The organism is Cellulomonas sp. PhB150, assembly GCF_003755175.1.
GTDB lineage: Bacteria > Actinomycetota > Actinomycetes > Actinomycetales > Cellulomonadaceae > Cellulomonas.
Map to the genome: position 1 here is coordinate 317,004 of NZ_RKHX01000004.1, position 16,156 is coordinate 333,159.

At 74.9% G+C, this 16,156-nt stretch carries 17 protein-coding genes; 5 read left to right on the forward strand and 12 right to left on the reverse strand.

Features of this window, described 5'->3' with window-relative positions; all coding sequences use genetic code 11:
• Window positions 1-4 precede the first annotated feature (4 nt).
• Complete coding sequence (locus EDF34_RS14545; RefSeq protein ID WP_123372212.1) at window positions 5-649, reverse strand: hypothetical protein; 645 nt, start codon at window positions 647-649, stop codon at window positions 5-7.
• 143 nt (window positions 650-792) lie between these two features.
• On the opposite strand from EDF34_RS14545, the gene EDF34_RS14550 reads away from it, so the two are divergent.
• The 3 genes from EDF34_RS14550 (at window position 793) to EDF34_RS14560 (ending at window position 3,476) form a co-directional block, all read left to right on the forward strand.
• The gene (locus tag EDF34_RS14550; RefSeq protein WP_123372213.1) at window positions 793-2,580 is read left to right on the forward strand and encodes an MDR family MFS transporter; all 1,788 of its coding nucleotides are present in this window, start codon (window positions 793-795) and stop codon (window positions 2,578-2,580) included.
• Window positions 2,581-2,659: 79 nt separating this feature from the next.
• On the forward strand, window positions 2,660-3,073 hold the full coding sequence (locus tag EDF34_RS14555; protein WP_233575404.1) for a ubiquinol-cytochrome c reductase iron-sulfur subunit: 414 nt from the start codon (window positions 2,660-2,662) through the stop codon (window positions 3,071-3,073).
• Between the two features lie 4 nt (window positions 3,074-3,077).
• Entirely contained in the window at window positions 3,078-3,476 is a 399-nt protein-coding gene (locus tag EDF34_RS14560; RefSeq protein ID WP_123372215.1) for a hypothetical protein, read from the forward strand.
• Window positions 3,477-3,482: 6 nt separating this feature from the next.
• Here the strand turns inward: EDF34_RS14560 and EDF34_RS14565 are convergent, their stop codons facing one another.
• From EDF34_RS14565 to hisC, 4 genes are all read right to left on the reverse strand, one after another.
• Window positions 3,483-4,922 (reverse strand): dihydrolipoamide acetyltransferase family protein, encoded by a 1,440-nt coding sequence (locus EDF34_RS14565; RefSeq protein ID WP_123372216.1) that lies wholly within the window; start codon window positions 4,920-4,922, stop codon window positions 3,483-3,485.
• A 19-nt stretch (window positions 4,923-4,941) separates the two neighbouring features.
• Window positions 4,942-5,961, reverse strand: coding sequence for an alpha-ketoacid dehydrogenase subunit beta (locus tag EDF34_RS14570; RefSeq protein ID WP_123372217.1), 1,020 nt, complete (start codon window positions 5,959-5,961; stop codon window positions 4,942-4,944).
• The gene (gene pdhA / locus EDF34_RS14575; RefSeq protein ID WP_370450081.1) at window positions 5,958-7,160 is read right to left on the reverse strand and encodes a pyruvate dehydrogenase (acetyl-transferring) E1 component subunit alpha; all 1,203 of its coding nucleotides are present in this window, start codon (window positions 7,158-7,160) and stop codon (window positions 5,958-5,960) included. The genes EDF34_RS14570 and pdhA overlap by 4 nt, the downstream gene beginning before the upstream one ends.
• Before the next feature lie 158 nt (window positions 7,161-7,318).
• On the reverse strand, window positions 7,319-8,386 hold the full coding sequence (gene hisC / locus EDF34_RS14580; RefSeq protein ID WP_305038129.1) for a histidinol-phosphate transaminase: 1,068 nt from the start codon (window positions 8,384-8,386) through the stop codon (window positions 7,319-7,321).
• Between the two features lie 71 nt (window positions 8,387-8,457).
• Between hisC and EDF34_RS14585 the strand changes: the two genes are divergently transcribed.
• The gene (locus EDF34_RS14585; protein WP_123372219.1) at window positions 8,458-8,841 is read left to right on the forward strand and encodes a phage holin family protein; all 384 of its coding nucleotides are present in this window, start codon (window positions 8,458-8,460) and stop codon (window positions 8,839-8,841) included.
• Here the strand turns inward: EDF34_RS14585 and EDF34_RS14590 are convergent.
• The 7 genes from EDF34_RS14590 to EDF34_RS14620 form a co-directional block, all read right to left on the reverse strand.
• Complete coding sequence (locus EDF34_RS14590; RefSeq protein WP_123372220.1) at window positions 8,816-10,252, reverse strand: hypothetical protein; 1,437 nt, start codon at window positions 10,250-10,252, stop codon at window positions 8,816-8,818. The genes EDF34_RS14585 and EDF34_RS14590 overlap by 26 nt on opposite strands.
• Complete coding sequence (locus tag EDF34_RS14595; protein ID WP_123372221.1) at window positions 10,249-10,455, reverse strand: hypothetical protein; 207 nt, start codon at window positions 10,453-10,455, stop codon at window positions 10,249-10,251. Before EDF34_RS14595 ends, EDF34_RS14590 begins: the two co-directional genes overlap by 4 nt.
• Window positions 10,456-10,545: 90 nt before the next feature.
• Window positions 10,546-11,079 carry a hypothetical protein gene (locus EDF34_RS14600; protein WP_123372222.1) on the reverse strand — a complete coding sequence of 178 codons (534 nt, stop codon included), beginning with the start codon at window positions 11,077-11,079 and terminating at the stop codon, window positions 10,546-10,548.
• Window positions 11,076-12,365: a DUF58 domain-containing protein gene (locus EDF34_RS14605; protein ID WP_123372223.1), complete on the reverse strand. Its 1,290-nt coding sequence runs from the start codon at window positions 12,363-12,365 to the stop codon at window positions 11,076-11,078. The genes EDF34_RS14600 and EDF34_RS14605 overlap by 4 nt, the downstream gene beginning before the upstream one ends.
• A complete protein-coding gene (locus EDF34_RS14610) occupies window positions 12,362-13,345 on the reverse strand; it encodes a MoxR family ATPase (protein WP_123372224.1) in 984 nt (327 codons plus the stop codon). The genes EDF34_RS14605 and EDF34_RS14610 overlap by 4 nt, the downstream gene beginning before the upstream one ends.
• On the reverse strand, window positions 13,342-13,818 hold the full coding sequence (locus EDF34_RS14615) for a hypothetical protein (protein WP_123372225.1): 477 nt from the start codon (window positions 13,816-13,818) through the stop codon (window positions 13,342-13,344). The genes EDF34_RS14610 and EDF34_RS14615 overlap by 4 nt, the downstream gene beginning before the upstream one ends.
• Window positions 13,815-14,528, reverse strand: a complete 714-nt coding sequence (locus EDF34_RS14620) for a DUF4129 domain-containing protein (RefSeq protein WP_123372226.1) — start codon at window positions 14,526-14,528, stop codon at window positions 13,815-13,817. Before EDF34_RS14620 ends, EDF34_RS14615 begins: the two co-directional genes overlap by 4 nt.
• A gap of 93 nt (window positions 14,529-14,621) precedes the next feature.
• Between EDF34_RS14620 and purB the strand changes: the two genes are divergently transcribed.
• On the forward strand, window positions 14,622-16,043 hold the full coding sequence (purB, locus tag EDF34_RS14625) for an adenylosuccinate lyase (protein WP_123372227.1): 1,422 nt from the start codon (window positions 14,622-14,624) through the stop codon (window positions 16,041-16,043).
• Window positions 16,044-16,156 lie beyond the last annotated feature (113 nt).

Here is a 16,156-nt window from a genome sequence, read left to right on the forward strand (position 1 = left end):
GGCCTCAGAGGGCGGACGGCACCGGTGACTGCCAGGAGGGCGGCCCGCGCAGCGGCACCACCCCGCGCCAGGTCTGGCGCTCGAAGGACTCGTGCTCGACGGCGACGGGCAGCTCGGCCCACGCGGGCAGCGACACCGCGCCGAACCGGGCGACGAGCGGCCGCAGCCACGCCGCGAGCCACTCCAGCGCGCGGTCGGCACCCGCGAGGACGAGCGCGCACGCGACGACCGCGAGCCCGTGCGCGGCAACCATCGCCCACGCCCCGAACATCGGCATGAGCGTCGCGTGCCCGACGGCCGAGCCGCAGCCCGTCGTCGCGAGGTACGCGGCGTGCGCCGCGTGGCCCATGCCCGCGTGCTGGCCCGTCGGCACCAGGGTCGCGCACCCGAAGCCCTCGAAGAGCGAGAGCGCGGAGTGCAGGCCGACCTGGGCGACGGAGAGCGCGGCGACGGCCGCGAGCACCCCGACCCGGCGCGCGGTCAGGACGACGGCGCCGGCCAGCACGAGGGCGACGAGCGCGACGACGACGATCGGCGCGGGCAGCGAGCCGCCACCCATCACGTGCGCCCCGCAGGCCAGGGCGACGACCACCGAGGAGACGACGAGGGCGCGCGCGAACCGCAGCGCTCCACTCGTCGGGGTGATCACCGGGCCACCCTAACCGCTGCGGACGCGAAGCGGGAGAGCGCTCTCTCAGATTGTGCTGGAGGAACACGGGGGGCAGGGGCCAGTGTTGACCCCTGCGGGCCAGTGCCCGGATCCGCCTCCGTCCCCACGCTCGAGAAGGTCCGATGTCACAGCAGAGCACCAGCACGGCCGCGCCCGAGGACCCGTCGGGCTTCCGTCCCCCTACGCACCGCGAGATCCTCACGATCCTCGGCGGCCTGATGATCGGCATGTTCCTGGCCGCGCTCGACCAGACGATCGTCGCCACCTCGATCCGCACGATCGGGGACGACCTGCACGGCCTGTCCCTGCAGGCCTGGGTCACCACCGCGTACCTGCTGACGGCGACGATCTCGACGCCGCTGTACGGCAAGCTCTCCGACGTCTACGGCCGCAAGCCCTTCTACATGCTGGCGATCTCGCTGTTCGTCGTCGGCTCGCTGCTGTCGGGCACGGCCGACTCGATGTACCAGCTGGCGGTCTACCGCGGCCTGCAGGGCCTGGGCGCCGGTGGCCTGATGTCCCTCGCGATCACGATCCTCGGCGACCTGGTCGCCCCCCGCGAGCGCGCCCGGTACCAGGCGTACTTCCTCGCCGTCTTCGGCACCTCGTCGGTGCTCGGACCGGTCGTCGGCGGGTTCTTCGCCGGCGCGGACACGATCCTCGGCATCGACGGCTGGCGCTGGGTGTTCCTCATCAACGTCCCGATCGGGATCATCGGGATCCTCGTCATCTGGCGGGTGCTGCACCTGCCGCCGCTCCAGCGCGTCGAGCACCGCATCGACTGGCAGGGCGCGGTCGCTCTCGTCGTCGCGCTCGTCCCGCTGCTCGTCGTCGCCGAGCAGGGCCGCTTCTGGGGCTGGGGCTCGGGCAAGGCGGCGTCGGCCTACGCGATCGGCGCCGTCGGGATCGTGCTGTTCCTGCTCGCCGAGCTGCGCGCGAAGGCCGACGCGATCCTGCCGCTCTACCTGTTCCGCAACCGCACGTTCTCGGTGGGCGCGGGGGCGAACACGGTCATCGGCCTGGGCATGTTCGGAGGCCTCGCGACGCTCCCGCTCTACCTGCAGATCGTCAAGGGCCAGTCGCCCACCCAGGCAGGCCTGACGCTCATCCCGTTCACCGTCGGCATCATGGCGGGCTCGATCATCGCCGGTCAGACCACCTCGCGGACCGGCCGGTACAAGATGTTCCCGGTGGCGGGCACGGTGCTCATGGTGCTCGGCGCGCTCACGTTCTCCCGGGTCGACGCGGGCACCGCGCTGCCGTACATCTTCGGCGCGTCGGTGCTGTTCGGGCTCGGGCTCGGGTTCACGATGCAGCCGCTCGTGCTCGCCGTGCAGAACGCCGTGGCCGTGCGCGACATGGGCGTGGCGACCTCGTCGTCGCTGTTCTTCCGCCAGATGGGCGGGACGCTCGGCACCGCGATCTTCCTCTCGGTGCTGTTCTCCACCGTCGGGTCGAACATCGCGGGCGCCTTCGCGAAGGCCGGCAAGACCCCCGAGTTCCAGGCCGCCCTGCAGGACCCGGACGTGCTGAGGGACCCGGCCAACGCGCCCGTGCTGGACGCGCTCAAGGGGGCCAAGCTCTCCCTCGACGACTCCGCGTTCATCAACGCGCTCGACGAGCGCCTGGCCAGGCCGATCCTCGACGGCTTCGCCCAGTCGGTCGACCTCGTCATGATCCTCACCGCGATCGCCCTGGTCATCGGTGTGGTGCTCGCGATCCTGCTGCCGGAGCTGCCGCTGCGGAACGTCTCCGGGATCGAGGGCCGGATGGCCGACGACCGCGCCCGGGAGACGGCCGCCGCGCCGGCCGGGGTCACCGCCGTCGGAGCCACCACGACGCTGGTTGCCCAGGAATCACCCCACCCCGGCTCCGCGGACTCAGAGGCGCCTCCCAGGGAGCGCGGCTAGGTTCGTCAGACCAGCCCCCCCGCGACACCGACCCCCGGAGGCGACGATGCACGAGCACAGCAGCACCTGTACCGGATGCATGGACCGACGCCAGATGCTCACGCGCGCAGGGGTCGTCACCGCGGCCGCCGCCGGCGTGGCCGTGCTCGCGGCGTGCGGCGGCGGGGGTTCGGAAACCCCGGCAGCCACCCCCGCCGCGGACGGCTCGCTCGCGAAGGTCGCCGACATCCCCGTCGGCGGCTCGCTCTCGGTGACGTCCGGCAGCGACAAGCTCCTGCTCGTCCAGGCCACGGCCGGTGCGGTCACGGCCTACTCGGCCATCTGCCCCCACCAGGGCTGCACCGTCACGCCCGGCAAGGGCGAGCTGGACTGCCCGTGCCACGGCTCGCGCTTCGACCTCACGGGCGCGGTGCTCGCGGGCCCCGCGACCGAGGGGCTCTCGCCCTTCGACGTGCACGTGCAGGGCGACGCCGTCTTCGCCGGGAAGGCCTGAGGCGATGGCCTGGCTCCGCGGCCCCGCCGCCGGTTCCGCGCTGCTGCGCGGGCTGATCTCGGCCTGCGTCCTGCTCTCGGCCGTCATCCACCTCGACCTGTGGGCCGACGGGATGAAGAGCACCCGGGTCGGGAACGCGTTCATGGTCAACGCGGTGGCCGGCCTCGCGATCGGCCTGCTCGTCCTGGTCTGGCGGCACTGGATCCCGCTGTTCCTGGCCGCGGGCTTCGGCGCGTCGACGCTGGGCGCGTTCCTGCTGTCCACTACCTCGTCGGGCTTCATGGGCGTGCACGAGGAGTGGCAGGGGTTCGACATCTGGGCGTGCGCGATCGTCGAGGCGGCCGCGATCGTGCTGGCCGTCGCGGCGTTCCTGGTCGAGCGGCGGCAGCCCGCCACCACGTAGCGCGGATCAGCCCCAGACGAGGCCGTGCGCAGGCTCGGCCAGCACCCGCGCCACGTCCGCGAGCACCCGCGCGCCGAGCTCGCCGTCCACCAGCCGGTGGTCGAAGCTCAGGGCCAGCTGCGTGACGTGGCGGACCTTGATCTTGCCCTTGTGCACCCAGGGCTGCTCGCGGATCGCGCCGAACGCGAGGATCGCGGCCTCGCCGGGGTTGAGGATCGGCGTGCCGGTGTCGATGCCGAACACGCCCACGTTCGTGATCGTGATGGTCCCGTCGGACATGTCCGACGGCGTGGTGCGGCCGGCCCGCGCGGTGGCGGTGAGCTGGGCGATGTCGTCGGCGAGCTCGCGCAGCGTCAGGCGGTGCGCGTCCTTGATGTTCGGCACGACGAGGCCCCGCGGGGTCGCGGCCGCGATGCCGAGGTTGATGTAGTGCTTGTAGACGATCTCCTGGTTGACCTCGTCCCAGGACGCGTTGATCTCCGGGTGCCGGCGGATCGCGAGCATGAGCGCCTTGGCCGCGATGAGCAGCGGCGTGACGCGGACGTCGGCGAACTCACGGTCGGCGCGCAGGCGCTCGACGAGCTTCATCGTGCGGGTGACGTCGATCGTGTGGAACACGGTGACGTGCGGCGCGCTGAACGCGCTCGCCACCATCGCCTCGGCGGTCCGCTTGCGCACCGACTTCACCGGCACGCGCGTCTGGCGACCGTCGGAGGACACCGTCCCCGACGCGAGCCACGGCTGCTCGTCGCCCGCGTACGTCGCGAGCGTGCGGGCCTCGGCCTGCGCGCTCATCGCCAGCACGTCCTCGCGCGTGACGATCCCGCCGGGACCCGTGGGCGTGACCGAGTCGAGGGACACCCCGAGCTCGCGGGCGAGCTTGCGCACGGGCGGCTTCGCGAGCGCGTGGGGGCTGCGGGCCACGGGGGCCGCACCCTCGGGACCTCGCGGCCGACGAGCCGACGCGCCCTCGGCCAGGCCGTAGCCGACGAGCACGGGCTCGGGCTTCGCGGCGGGCTGAGGGTCGGGCTGAGGGTCGGGCTCCGGGGCCGGCGCGGGCGCCGGCGTGCTCGCCTCGCGCGCAGCCTCCATCTCGTCGGCCCCGCCGGGCTCGACCCCGCGGTGCCGCTCGGCCCCGCCGAGGTGCCGCACCGAACCCGTGGCGACGGGCGGCTCGGCGGCGGGCGCGGCAGCGCCGTCCGGGTCGGTGTCGATCTCGATGATCGGCGTCCCGACGTCCACGGTCGTGCCGGGCGCGACGAGCAGCTGCGTGACGACGCCGGCCCACGGGCTGGGCAGGTCGACGAGCGACTTCGCGGTCTCGATCTCGACGATCGTCTGGTTGACCTCGACCCGGTCCCCCACGGCCACCTGCCAGGCGACGATCTCGGCCTCGGTCAGCCCCTCACCCGCGTCGGGCAGCGGGAACTGCTGGAAGGTAGGCACAGTCGAGCTCCTTGAAGGGTCAGAAGGCGAGCGAGCGGTCCACCGCGTCGAGCACGCGGTCCAGGCTCGGCAGGTAGTCGTGCTCGATCTTGGCCACCGGGTAGGGCGTGTGGAAGGCCCCGACCCGCAGCACGGGCGCCTGGAGGTGGAAGAAGCACTCCTCGGTGACGCGGGCCGCGACCTCGGCACCGGTCCCGTAGAGCACGGGTGCCTCGTGCACGACGACGCAGCGGCCGGTCTTGCGCACGGACTCGGCCACGGTCGCGGTGTCGAGCGGCGAGAGCGCGCGCAGGTCGACGACCTCGATGCTCGTGCCCTCGGCCGCGGCGGTGTCCGCGGCCTTGAGCGCCGTCTGCACGGTCGGGCCGTAGGCGACGAGCGTGATGTCGGTGCCCTGGCGGACCACGCGCGCGCCGTCCAGGCCGTTGGTCGCGGGCGCGTCGAGGTCGACGTCGCCCTTCTCCCAGTAGCGACCCTTGGGCTCGAAGAACAGCACGGGGTCCGGGGACCGCACGGCCTCCTGGATCATCGCGTAGGCCTGCGCGGGGCTCGACGGCGTGACGACCCGCAGGCCGGCCGTGTGGGCGAACAGCGCCTCGGGCGACTCGCTGTGGTGCTCGACCGCGCCGATGCCGCCGCCGTAGGGCACGCGGATCACGACGGGCAGCGTGAGCCGGCCGCGTGAGCGGTAGTGCATCTTGGCCAGCTGCGTCGTGATCTGGTCGAACGCCGGGAAGATGAAGCCGTCGAACTGGATCTCGCACACCGACCGGTAGCCGCGCATGGCCAGCCCGATCGCGGTGCCGATGATGCCGGACTCGGCGAGCGGGGTGTCGACCACGCGCTTCGCGCCGAACTCGGCCTGCAGCCCGTCGGTGACGCGGAAGACGCCGCCGAGCTTGCCGATGTCCTCGCCCATGAGCAGCACGTTCGGGTCGTCGGCCAGCGCGCGCCGCAGGCCGAGGGTGATCGCCTTGGCGAAGGTCAGGCGCTGCGTTCCGGTGAGCGCGTCGGCGGCCGGGACGGTTGTCGTGGTCATCGGGCGCTCCCCTCGCCGTGCTGCGCGTCGAGGAACGAGGCCTCGTACCGCTCGAACCAGGCGCGCTCGCTCTCGACGACCGCGTGGGGCGTCGCGTAGACGTGCTCGAACATCGAGGCGGGCGACGGGCGACCCATCGCCCGGACCGTGGTGCGGATGCGCTCGCCGAGCGCGTCCGCCTCGGCGTCGAGCTGGTCGAGGAACGAGGTCGGCAGCTGGCCCAGCTGCTCGAGGTAGGTGCGGAGCCGGTCGATCGGGTCGCGACGACGCCAGTGCTCCTCCTGCTCCGACGAGCGGTACCGGCTCGGGTCGTCGGACGTGGTGTGCGCGCCCATCCGGTACGTGAACGCCTCGATGAACGTGGGCCCGCCGCCGGACCGCGCGCGCTGCAGGGCCTCCTGCGTCACCGCGTAGCTGGCCAGCACGTCGTTGCCGTCGACCCGGACCGCGGGGATGCCGAACCCGGGCGCCCGGTTCGCGAGCGGCACCGTCGACTGGTTCGTCGTCGGCTCGGAGATGGCCCACTGGTTGTTCTGGCAGAAGAACACGACCGGGGCCTCGTTGACGGCGGCGAACACGAGCGCCTCGCTCACGTCGCCCTGCGAGGTCGCCCCGTCGCCGAAGTAGGCGACGACCGCGGTGTCCCGCGTCGGGTCGCCCGTGCCGACGTCGCCGTCGCGCTGGACGCCCATCGCGTAGCCGGTGGCGTGCAGCGTGTGCGAGCCGATGACCAGCGTGTACAGGTGGAAGCCGTGCGCCACGGGGTCCCAGCCGCCGTGGTCGACGCCGCGGAACAGGCGCAGGACGTCCGTGAGGTCGACGCCGCGCGTGTGCGCCACGCCGTGCTCGCGGTAGCTCGGGAAGACGTGGTCCTGCGGGGCCAGGGCGTGCCCCGAGCCGATCTGCGCGGCCTCCTGGCCGAGGGCCTGGGCGAACAGCGCGAGCTCGCCCTGGCGCTGCAGCGCGGTCGCCTCGGTGTCGAACCGGCGCACGAGCACCATGTCGCGGTACATCGCGCGCAGGTCGTCCGCGTCGAGGTGGGCGACGAGGGCGTCGTACGTCGGGTTCGCGACGCGACGGCCCTCGTGGTCGAGCAGCTGCACGAGCCCGTCCGTGGTCAGGGGGCCCGTCGCTGAGGCGTCCGACCCGGGGGTGGGGGTCGTGGGCGTCTGGCTCTCGGGGAGGGAGGTCGAGCTCACGCGGTAGCTCCTTCGCGTGCCGCGGCCCGGAGGCCGCACCGGTCAGTCCGAGTGGGTTGTCCCGAACCTACGTCACCGTAGCCTACGCAACCGTAGGTTGCGCCAGAAGCCCTCCGACAACGCGGCGACGCGCGCCTTGTGGACTCCCGACAGACCCGTCATCGCGTGTGCTGGGCCGCCGCGATCTCGAGGAACAGGTCGACCGCCTCGGGCTCGCCGACGCTGACCCGCACGCCGTCGCCGGCGAAGGGCCGGACGACGACCCCCGCGCGGGCAGACCGCTCCGCGAAGGCGCTCGAGGCCTCGCCGAGCGGCAGCCAGACGAAGTTGGCCTGGCTGTCCGGCACGTCCCACCCCTGGGCACGCAGGCCCTCGAGCAGCCGGGTGCGCTGACCGACGATGCGGTCGACGCGCGCGAGCAGCTCCCCCGACGCGCGCAGCGACGCGAGCGCGGCCAGCTGGCCCGCGTGGGACACCCCGAACGGCGTCGAGGCCGCGCGGATCCCGGCGGCCAGGCGCGGGCGGGCGACCGCGAAGCCGACCCGCAGGCCGGCCAGGCCGTACGCCTTGGAGAACGTCCGCAGCACGACGACGTTCGGGTGGTCGGCGAAGACGGCCAGGGCGTCGGGCGCGTCGGGGTCGCGGACGAACTCCACGTAGGCCTCGTCGAGCACGACGAGGACGTCGGAGGGGACCGCCGCGAGGAACGTGGCCAGCTCGTCGGCGTGCACCGCCGGGCCGGTCGGGTTGTTGGGGGTGCACACGAGCACGACGCGCGTCCGCGGGGTGACGGCGGCGGCCATCGCCTCGAGGTCGAGACACCCACCCGGGGCGAGCGGGACGCGCACGCCGGTCGCGCCCGCCAGGGAGATGGCGATCGGGTAGGCCTCGAAGGACCGCCACGGGACGACCACCTCGTCGCCGGACTCGCAGACCGCCGACAGAACGTGCCCCAGCACCGCGACCGAGCCGCAGCCGGTCACGATCGTCTCGGGCGCGACCCCGAGCGACGAGGCGATCGCCTCGGACAGCTCGGTCGCGTACATGTCCGGGTACCGGTTGACGTCGGCCGCGGCGTCGATGATCGCGGCGACGACCGACGGCAGCGGCGGGTACGGGTTCTCGTTGGAGGAGAGCTTGAACGCCGCGGCACCGACCGGGGCGCGGCCGCCCGGCACGTACGGCGGGAGGTCGGAGAGGGCCTGGCGCAAGGGGACGCGGGTCACGGGTGCCAGCATGCCACCCCGTCGCGGCCGGGAACCGGGCCGAAGGCCTCCCCAGATGGCAGGATCGCGGGATGGCCTTCCTGCTCCGCGTCCTCATCAACGGCGTCGCCATCTGGCTCGCGACGATCCTGCTGTCCGGCCTCGACATCGTCGGCTACGACACCACGTGGCAGCACGTCGGCATCATCGTGCTGATCGCGCTCGTGTTCGGCCTGGTCAACGCGATCGTCAAGCCGATCGTGGCGATCTTGTCGATCCCGCTGTACATCCTCACGCTCGGGCTGTTCACGCTCGTGGTCAACGCCCTCATGCTCATGCTCACCGCGTGGATCACCGAGTTCACGACCTGGGGCCTGCGCGTGGACGACTTCTGGTGGGCGGTGCTCGGCGGCCTGATCATCTCGATCGTCAGCTTCGCGCTCTCGGTCCTCATCCCGGAGAGCCGCCGGGACTGACGCCGGGCGCCGGGTCGAGTCGAGGGACGCGGCGTCGCCCCGTCGCCGGGTCGGTCACGACCGCGTCGGGCGCCCGCGTGACCGCGAACTGCCGCGTCTCCGCCGTCGTCCCGGCCGGGCCGAGCACCCCTGCGAGCGCCGCGTCGAACCCGCGCAGCGCCGGGCTCCCCGCAAGCTGGGCGTCGGCGAGCTCGGCGGTCCGCACGTACTGGTCGAGCCCGTGGGCGTGCGCGAGGTTCGCCGAGCCGATGCTCCGGCGCACCGACACGACGTCGCGGCTCACGGCGTCCGGGCGGCCGTCGGTCTGCGGCACGAGGTCCTCGTCGATCCGGTAGTGACGCACCTGGACGCCGGCCGGCACCGCGCGCGGCACGTCCGGTGAGCCGGCGGTGAGCACCGCGCGCACGTCGTAGGAGCCCACGGCGAGCGCGGCCGCGGCGACCGCCACCATCCCGCCCTGGCTGTGGCCCGCGAGCAGGACGGGCTCGTCGGGCGGCACGCCCGCGTCGCGCAGCGCGTGCAGGACGCCGCTCGACATGTCGTCGGGCAGCCCGGCGACGAGGCGCGCGTTGGTGGTCATGTCCGTGGCGACGTCGCCGCCGAAGCCCGCGCTCTGCGTCCCCGGGATCTCGACGACCCAGCCGTGGCTGCCGTCCGGGTGGGTCAGGCGCTGCACGGAGATGGTCGACGGCGGCGTGCCGGGCGCGCCGCCGTGGGCAGCCGGGTAGGAGGCGGACACGTTGCGCAGCACGTCGGCGGCGGACCGCGGCGCGGGCAGCCCGGGCGGGTCGGACCGGGGCACGAGCGCGGTGGGTGCCGGGTCGCCGCCGACCAGCTCCTGCGCCAGGGGCCCGAGCGGGCGACCGCTGGGCACCCGCGTGCCGGGCAGCGCGCCACGCAGGAACCCGGCGACGGGCCCGACGAGCGACGACGGCACCTGCCGGCCGGCGAGCGCCCGCGGGTCTCCGGCCGCGGCTGCGGCGACCACCACGGGCGCCAGCGGTGCCACGAGCGGCCACACCAGCGGGACCTCCCCCACCACGTGCGCCTGCAGGGCGACCACCTCCCGGACCGTCCGCGCCACCCACGACTCCGCCTCGACGTAGAGCTCGACCACCCGCCGCAGCCGCCGCACCAGGTCGTCGGCCCGGGCCGCCGCGGCCCAGGCGGCGCGCGCGAGGGCCTCCGCCCGGGCGGCGTCGAACGGGTAGGCGACAGGGGCGGGGACCAGCACGGCGTCGAGGCGGTCGACCACCCGCGCCGCGGCCCGCAGGTCGGCCGCGCACGCCCGCAGCGCACGCGCGGCCGCCCCGAGCGCCGCGGCCGCGGCGTCGAGGTCCCGCAGCTCGACCGCCGTCGGCCCCGGTCCGCCGACGGCCCGCACGCCGTCGCCCCAGGGGACACCGCTCACACCCGGCACCCCACGAGGGCGACCAGCTCCCCGACGGCCCGGTCCAGCGCCGCCGCCTCGAGCACGGCGACGTCGATCTCGGACCGGTACCGCACGGCCACCGCTCCGCTCCACGGCACGCCACCCGCGGCGACCAGGCAGCGCCGGGCGCGACCGGAGGCGTCGAGGGCGGACAGCAGGAACGGGACGGGGTCGTCGAGCATGCGGCGACGGTAGGCCGGCGGCCACCGGGCGCCGGGCGGGCACGACGCGATCTGTGGACGCGGCCCCGAGCCGCCGGGGCTGTGGACGCCTCAGTCGGCGGACGGTGCCCGCGGGAGGACCAGCACGGCGACGCCGATCGCGGCGAGCATCGCGGCGGCCCGCCACACGTCGGCGGCACCGACCTCGGCCCCGGCCAGCAGCACCGCGACGACGGCGAGCACCTGCGCACCGGCCTGGACGCCGGCCAGCGACCGCAGCCCGTCGAGCACGACGCCCACCTCGACCCGCGCGCGCCAGGACGTGCGCGCGCCGAGTGCCGCGCCCCACAGGACGAGGTGGACGAGCAGCACGAGGACCATCACGGTGGGCAGGGAGGCCGGGCCACCCACGAGCACGAGGAAGCCCGCCAGCGCGACCGCGAGCGCAGCCACCACCGACCACGGCCGCAGCGCGACGTACGCCCCGATCGCGGCGGCGACCCCGACGACGGCACCGAGGACGTCGTAGCTCGCCGCCCAGGCGAGGACGACGAGCACGGCCACGAGCACGCCCAGGACCGCGCGCAGCACGAGGGCGGGCACGGTCGCGGCCGTGGTGAGCTGCGCCTCGCGTGCCGCGCTCATCGCGCCCCCGCGCCGACGCGGCGCTGCGCCCGGCGGGCGAGCCGCGCGAGCCCCACGCCGGGCGACGTGCGCCAGGCGACGAGCTCGACGTCGGCGTCCGCGAGCGTGGCGAGCCGGTCCTCGCGCATCATGCGCACCAGGCGCAGCGCGAGCCGCTGCTTGTCGTCGAGGTGCTTGTCGCGCAGCGCGGGCAGCACGTCGACCGCGACCACGCGGTGCCCGGTGCGCCGCCACTGGGCGGCGACCTCGGCCGCGTCGTCGTCGAGGAACGTGGAGAACACGACGACCAGCGCGCCGGACGGGACCTGGGGCGCGCGCACCCGCCGCCGCGGCTCCCCCTCGGGCGACGTCACCGCGAGCGCCTGCCGGATCCGGTCGAGCTGGCGGCGCCCGCCCCCGGGCGGCAGGGGGCGGCGCAGGGCACCGAGGTCGTCGAGGCCCACCCGGTCGCCCAGGGCGAGGAACCCCTGCGCGACCGACGCGGCCGCCTGCCGGGCCAGGTCGAGCGAGGTCGAGTCGCTCGTCGCGGGCCGGACGGTGCCGCGCCAGGTGGCGGGGTCCGGACCGACGTCGTCGCGCGAGTCGACGACGAGCATGACGGCGGCCTCGGCCAGCGCGTGCTCGCGGCGCACGTACAGCTCCTGCAGGCGCGGCGATCGGCGCGCCGTGACGCGCCAGTCGATGCGGCGCAGCCGGTCGCCGGGGGCGAACTGGTGGACGTCGCGCAGCGAGCCCCCCTCGCCGGGCCGCCGGGAGTCGTGCCCGCCGGTCAGGCCGCGCAGGCGCGGGGGCAGCGGCAGCTCCTCGAGGGGCCGTGTCGCGGGCAGCACGACGACCGAGCGCGCCGCCGGCTCCGCGGGTTCGGACACGCTGGCCGCGCCCACGCCCATCCCCACCGCGTCGACCTCCGCCAGCGGCTGCGGCCCGGTGCGCATGGTCTCCACGACGAGCGGCAGCACCCGGGTGCCGTCGACGCGGACCAGGACCTCGTCCAGCTCGCTCTCGTGCCTCCGCACCCCGACCAGCACCGCCGCCGCACCGGGCGGCGCGACCACCGTCACGTCGGCGGCCAGGACGCCGGCCGGCGGCGACTCGTCGGGCGCGTCGAGCCGGACCTGCACGGCCTGCGAGGGCCGACGCCGCCAGTCGAGCACGGCCGCCACGACGGGCGCGGCGCCGAGCACGGCGACGTCCGGGCGCCCGAGCAGGGCGCCCGTCAGGAGCAGCACGGCCCCCACGACCACCGCGGCGGTCGTGGCGCGGGCCCGCGTCCAGCGTTCGTTCACGCGTCGGCCGGGACGCGCCGGGCGGTCGTCGGCCCCGCGACCGTGTGCAGGACCTCGTCCACGACGCGCTGCGGCGCGACGCCGCCCGCCCACGCCTGCGGGGTGAGCGAGATGCGGTGGGCGAGCGTGGGCACGGCGACGGTCTTGACGTCCTCCGGGGCGACGAAGTCGCGGCCGTCGAGCACGGCGAGCGCGCGGGCCACGAGCACGAGGGCCTGCGAGCCGCGCGGCGAGGCGCCCACCTCGACGGCGGCGTGCTCGCGCGTCGCGGCCGCGAGGTCGACGCAGTAGCGCAGCACGTCGGGGTCGACCGTGACGGCCTCGACGCCGGCCTGCATGCCGAGCAGCGTGGCGCCGTCGACGACGGTCCGCACGGGCGCCCCCTCGGCCCGGCGCTCCAGCCGGCGCGCGAGCACGTCGACCTCCGCGTCGCGGTCCGGGTAGCCCACGGCCAGCCGCACCATGAACCGGTCGAGCTGCGCCTCCGGCAGCGGGTAGGTGCCCTCGTACTCGACCGGGTTGCTCGTCGCGAACACGTGGAACGGCTGCGGCAGCTGGTGGGTGACGCCGTCGACGGTCACCTGCCGCTCGGCCATGGCCTCGAGCAGGGCGGACTGCGTCTTGGGTGCGGTCCGGTTGATCTCGTCGGCCAGCAGCAGGCCGGCGAACACCGGGCCCGGGCGGAACTCGAACGACGTGGTCGCGGGGTCGAACACGCTCGAGCCGGTGATGTCCGAGGGCAGCAGGTCGGGCGTGCACTGCACCCGGCGGAACTCCAGGCCCAGCGCGGTGGCCAGGGACCGGGCGGCCAGCGTCTTGCCGAGTCCGGGGACGTCCTCGAACAGCACGTGGCCCGACGCGAGGACGGCGGCGAGCGCGACGCGCAGGGGCTCGCGCATGCCGACGACGGCGGTGGCGACCTCGTCGAGGACCGCGCGCCCGGCGGTGGCGACGTCGGCGACGGGCAGGGGATTCGTCATGGGGTCTCCGGGCTGTTGGATCCGAGACGCTCGAGCGCGCCGATGGTGTGCCGCGCGTCGGCGACGCTGGGCAGCGGGTGGGACATGCGCGTCAGGGTCACGTAGGCGCGGTCGCCGAGCAGCTCGCGCGCGCGGGGGGCGTCGGCGGGGTCGGCCAGCGCGACGCCGTGCCGGGCCATCCGGGTCACGCCCGCGTCGCGCAGCCGGCGCAGCGCGCGCTCGCCCACCCGTCCGTCGCGGCCGACGAGCGACCACGCGAGGTCCTGCACCTCGCCGCGCACGCCGTCGCGCCGGACCCGCCGCTCGTGCCCGACCTCTGGCTCGACGTCGGCGGTCGCGCGCCCGACCACCACGACGGTCCCGGCGACGGCCAGGCCGAGCAGGAGGGCGGTGCCGAGCGCGACGCTGGTCAGCGCGACCCCCGTGCCGAGCACGAGGCCGATGATCGCGCTGCGGACCTGGCGCCGCGTCACGCGTCGGCCCTCCGCAGGTGCGCGACGCCGTCGGCGAGCAGGGTCAGCGCGTCGCGGGCGGTGGCGACGTCCTGCGGCGTGAGGCGGTGCTCGCTGTAGCGGGCGGCGAGGTAGAGGGACAGGAGCCGACGGGTGGCCGCGGCGTCGGCCTGCGTCGCGCCGAGGACGTCGACGGTGAACTCGGACGCGGTCTGCGCGCGGTCGCGCACCACGCCGCTGCGGGCCGCGGACTCCTCGAGCGCGACCCAGGCGGCGATGACGGCGTCGCCGGGCGGGACCCGGTCGTCCGCGAGGAACCGCGCCGCACGGGCCACGCCCTGCTCGAGCACGGGCGTGGCGGGCAGGACCTCCGCGCCGAGGAGGTCGCCCGGGTCGCCGCCCTCGGGCACGGCCTCGCTGCGGGCGGACCACGCGTTGAGGGCACGGCGCACCTTGGGTGCGAGGTACCAGGTGAGCAGGCCCAGGAGCAGCGCGAGCACGGCGTAGAGGATCCAGCCGGGCGCCCCGACGTGGCTGGGACCGCCCGTCAGCTCGGCCGGGGGCGACGCCTGCGTCTGCGTCGGGCGGGGCGGCATCGTGATCCGGAGAGCCGGGAGCGCGGTCCCGCGCGGGGTCACGTGCCACGGCCCGGCGAGGGCGGCACCGAGCACGACGAGCGCCACGAGGACGACGGCCACGACGGCTCGTCGTGCCTCCTGCGTGCGCTGCACGTGCCCCCCTCTCGTCGATCGCGTGCCCAGGGTAACGACGCGGACCGTGGACGCGGGCGCGTCCCGGTGCGGAGGTTCTGGGACGATGTGGCCATGACTGCGCGCGTGAGCCTGGCCGACGTGAACCCCGCGATCGCCCTCGGGCCGCTCGACGGCCGCTACCGGGCCACCGTCGCCCCGCTCGTCGACCACCTCTCGGAGGCCGCGCTCAACCGCGAGCGCGTGCACGTCGAGGTCGAGTGGGTCATCCACCTGGCCCAGCACGGCGTGGTCCCCGGTGCCCCGACGCTCACGCCGGCCGACGAGGCCTACCTGCGCGACGTCGTCGCGACGTTCGGCGCCGACGAGATCGCCGAGCTGGCCGAGATCGAGCGCACGACCGTGCACGACGTGAAGGCGGTCGAGTACTTCCTCAAGCGACGGCTCGCTGCCGCGCCGGAGGGCTCGGGGCTCCGCGACGTCGGCGAGCTCGTCCACTTCGCGTGCACGAGCGAGGACATCAACAACCTGTCCTACGCGCTGATGGTCCGCGACGCGGTCCGTGAGGTCTGGCTGCCGGCCGCCTCCGCCGTGGCCGACGAGGTCGCCGCGCTCGCCACCGAGCTCAAGGACCAGCCCCTGCTGGCGCTCACGCACGGCCAGCCCGCCACGCCGACGACGCTCGGCAAGGAGCTCGCCGTGCTCGCCCACCGGCTGCGCCGCCAGCTGCGCCGCATCGGGGCCGACGAGTTCCTCGGCAAGCTCAACGGCGCGACCGGCACCTACGGCGCGCACGTGGTCGCCGTCCCGGGGGCCGACTGGCCGGCCGTCAGCAAGGCGTTCGTCGAGCACCTGGGCCTGACGTGGAACCCCCTCACCACGCAGATCGAGTCGCACGACTGGCAGGCCGAGCTCTACGCGGACGTCGCGCGCTACAACCGCGTGCTGCACAACCTGGCGACCGACGTGTGGACGTACATCAGCCGCGGGGTCTTCACGCAGATCCCGGTGGCCGGCGCGACGGGCAGCTCGACGATGCCGCACAAGGTCAACCCGATCCGGTTCGAGAACGCCGAGGCCAACCTCGAGATCTCCTCCGCCCTGCTCGACACGCTCGCGGCGACGCTCGTCACGAGCCGCCTGCAGCGCGACCTCACGGACTCGACCACGCAGCGCAACATCGGACCCGCGTTCGGGCACAGCCTCCTGGCGATCGACAACGTGCGCCGCGGCATGCGCGCGCTCTCCGTCGACGCGGACCTGCTGGCCCGCGAGCTCGACGAGAACTGGGAGGTGCTCGGCGAGCCCGTCCAGTCGGCCATGCGCGCGGCCTCGGTGGCCGGGGTCACGGGGATGGAGAACCCGTACGAGCGGCTCAAGGAGCTCACGCGCGGTCGCCGGCTCACGGCCGACGACATGCGCGAGTTCATCGCCGGCCTCGGGCTGCCCGACGACGTCGCCGCTCGGCTCGCCGCTCTGACGCCCGCGTCCTACACGGGCCTGGCCGCCTCGCTGGTCCATTACCTGGAGGACTGACCCCTCGGGTGGCGCCACGCCGTCACCCGGACGATGGACCCGACCTGGACACGCGCCCGGTTTGTCTGCACAATCGTGCGCGCACCCCCCGTCCGTTTCATCCGTGTTCATCC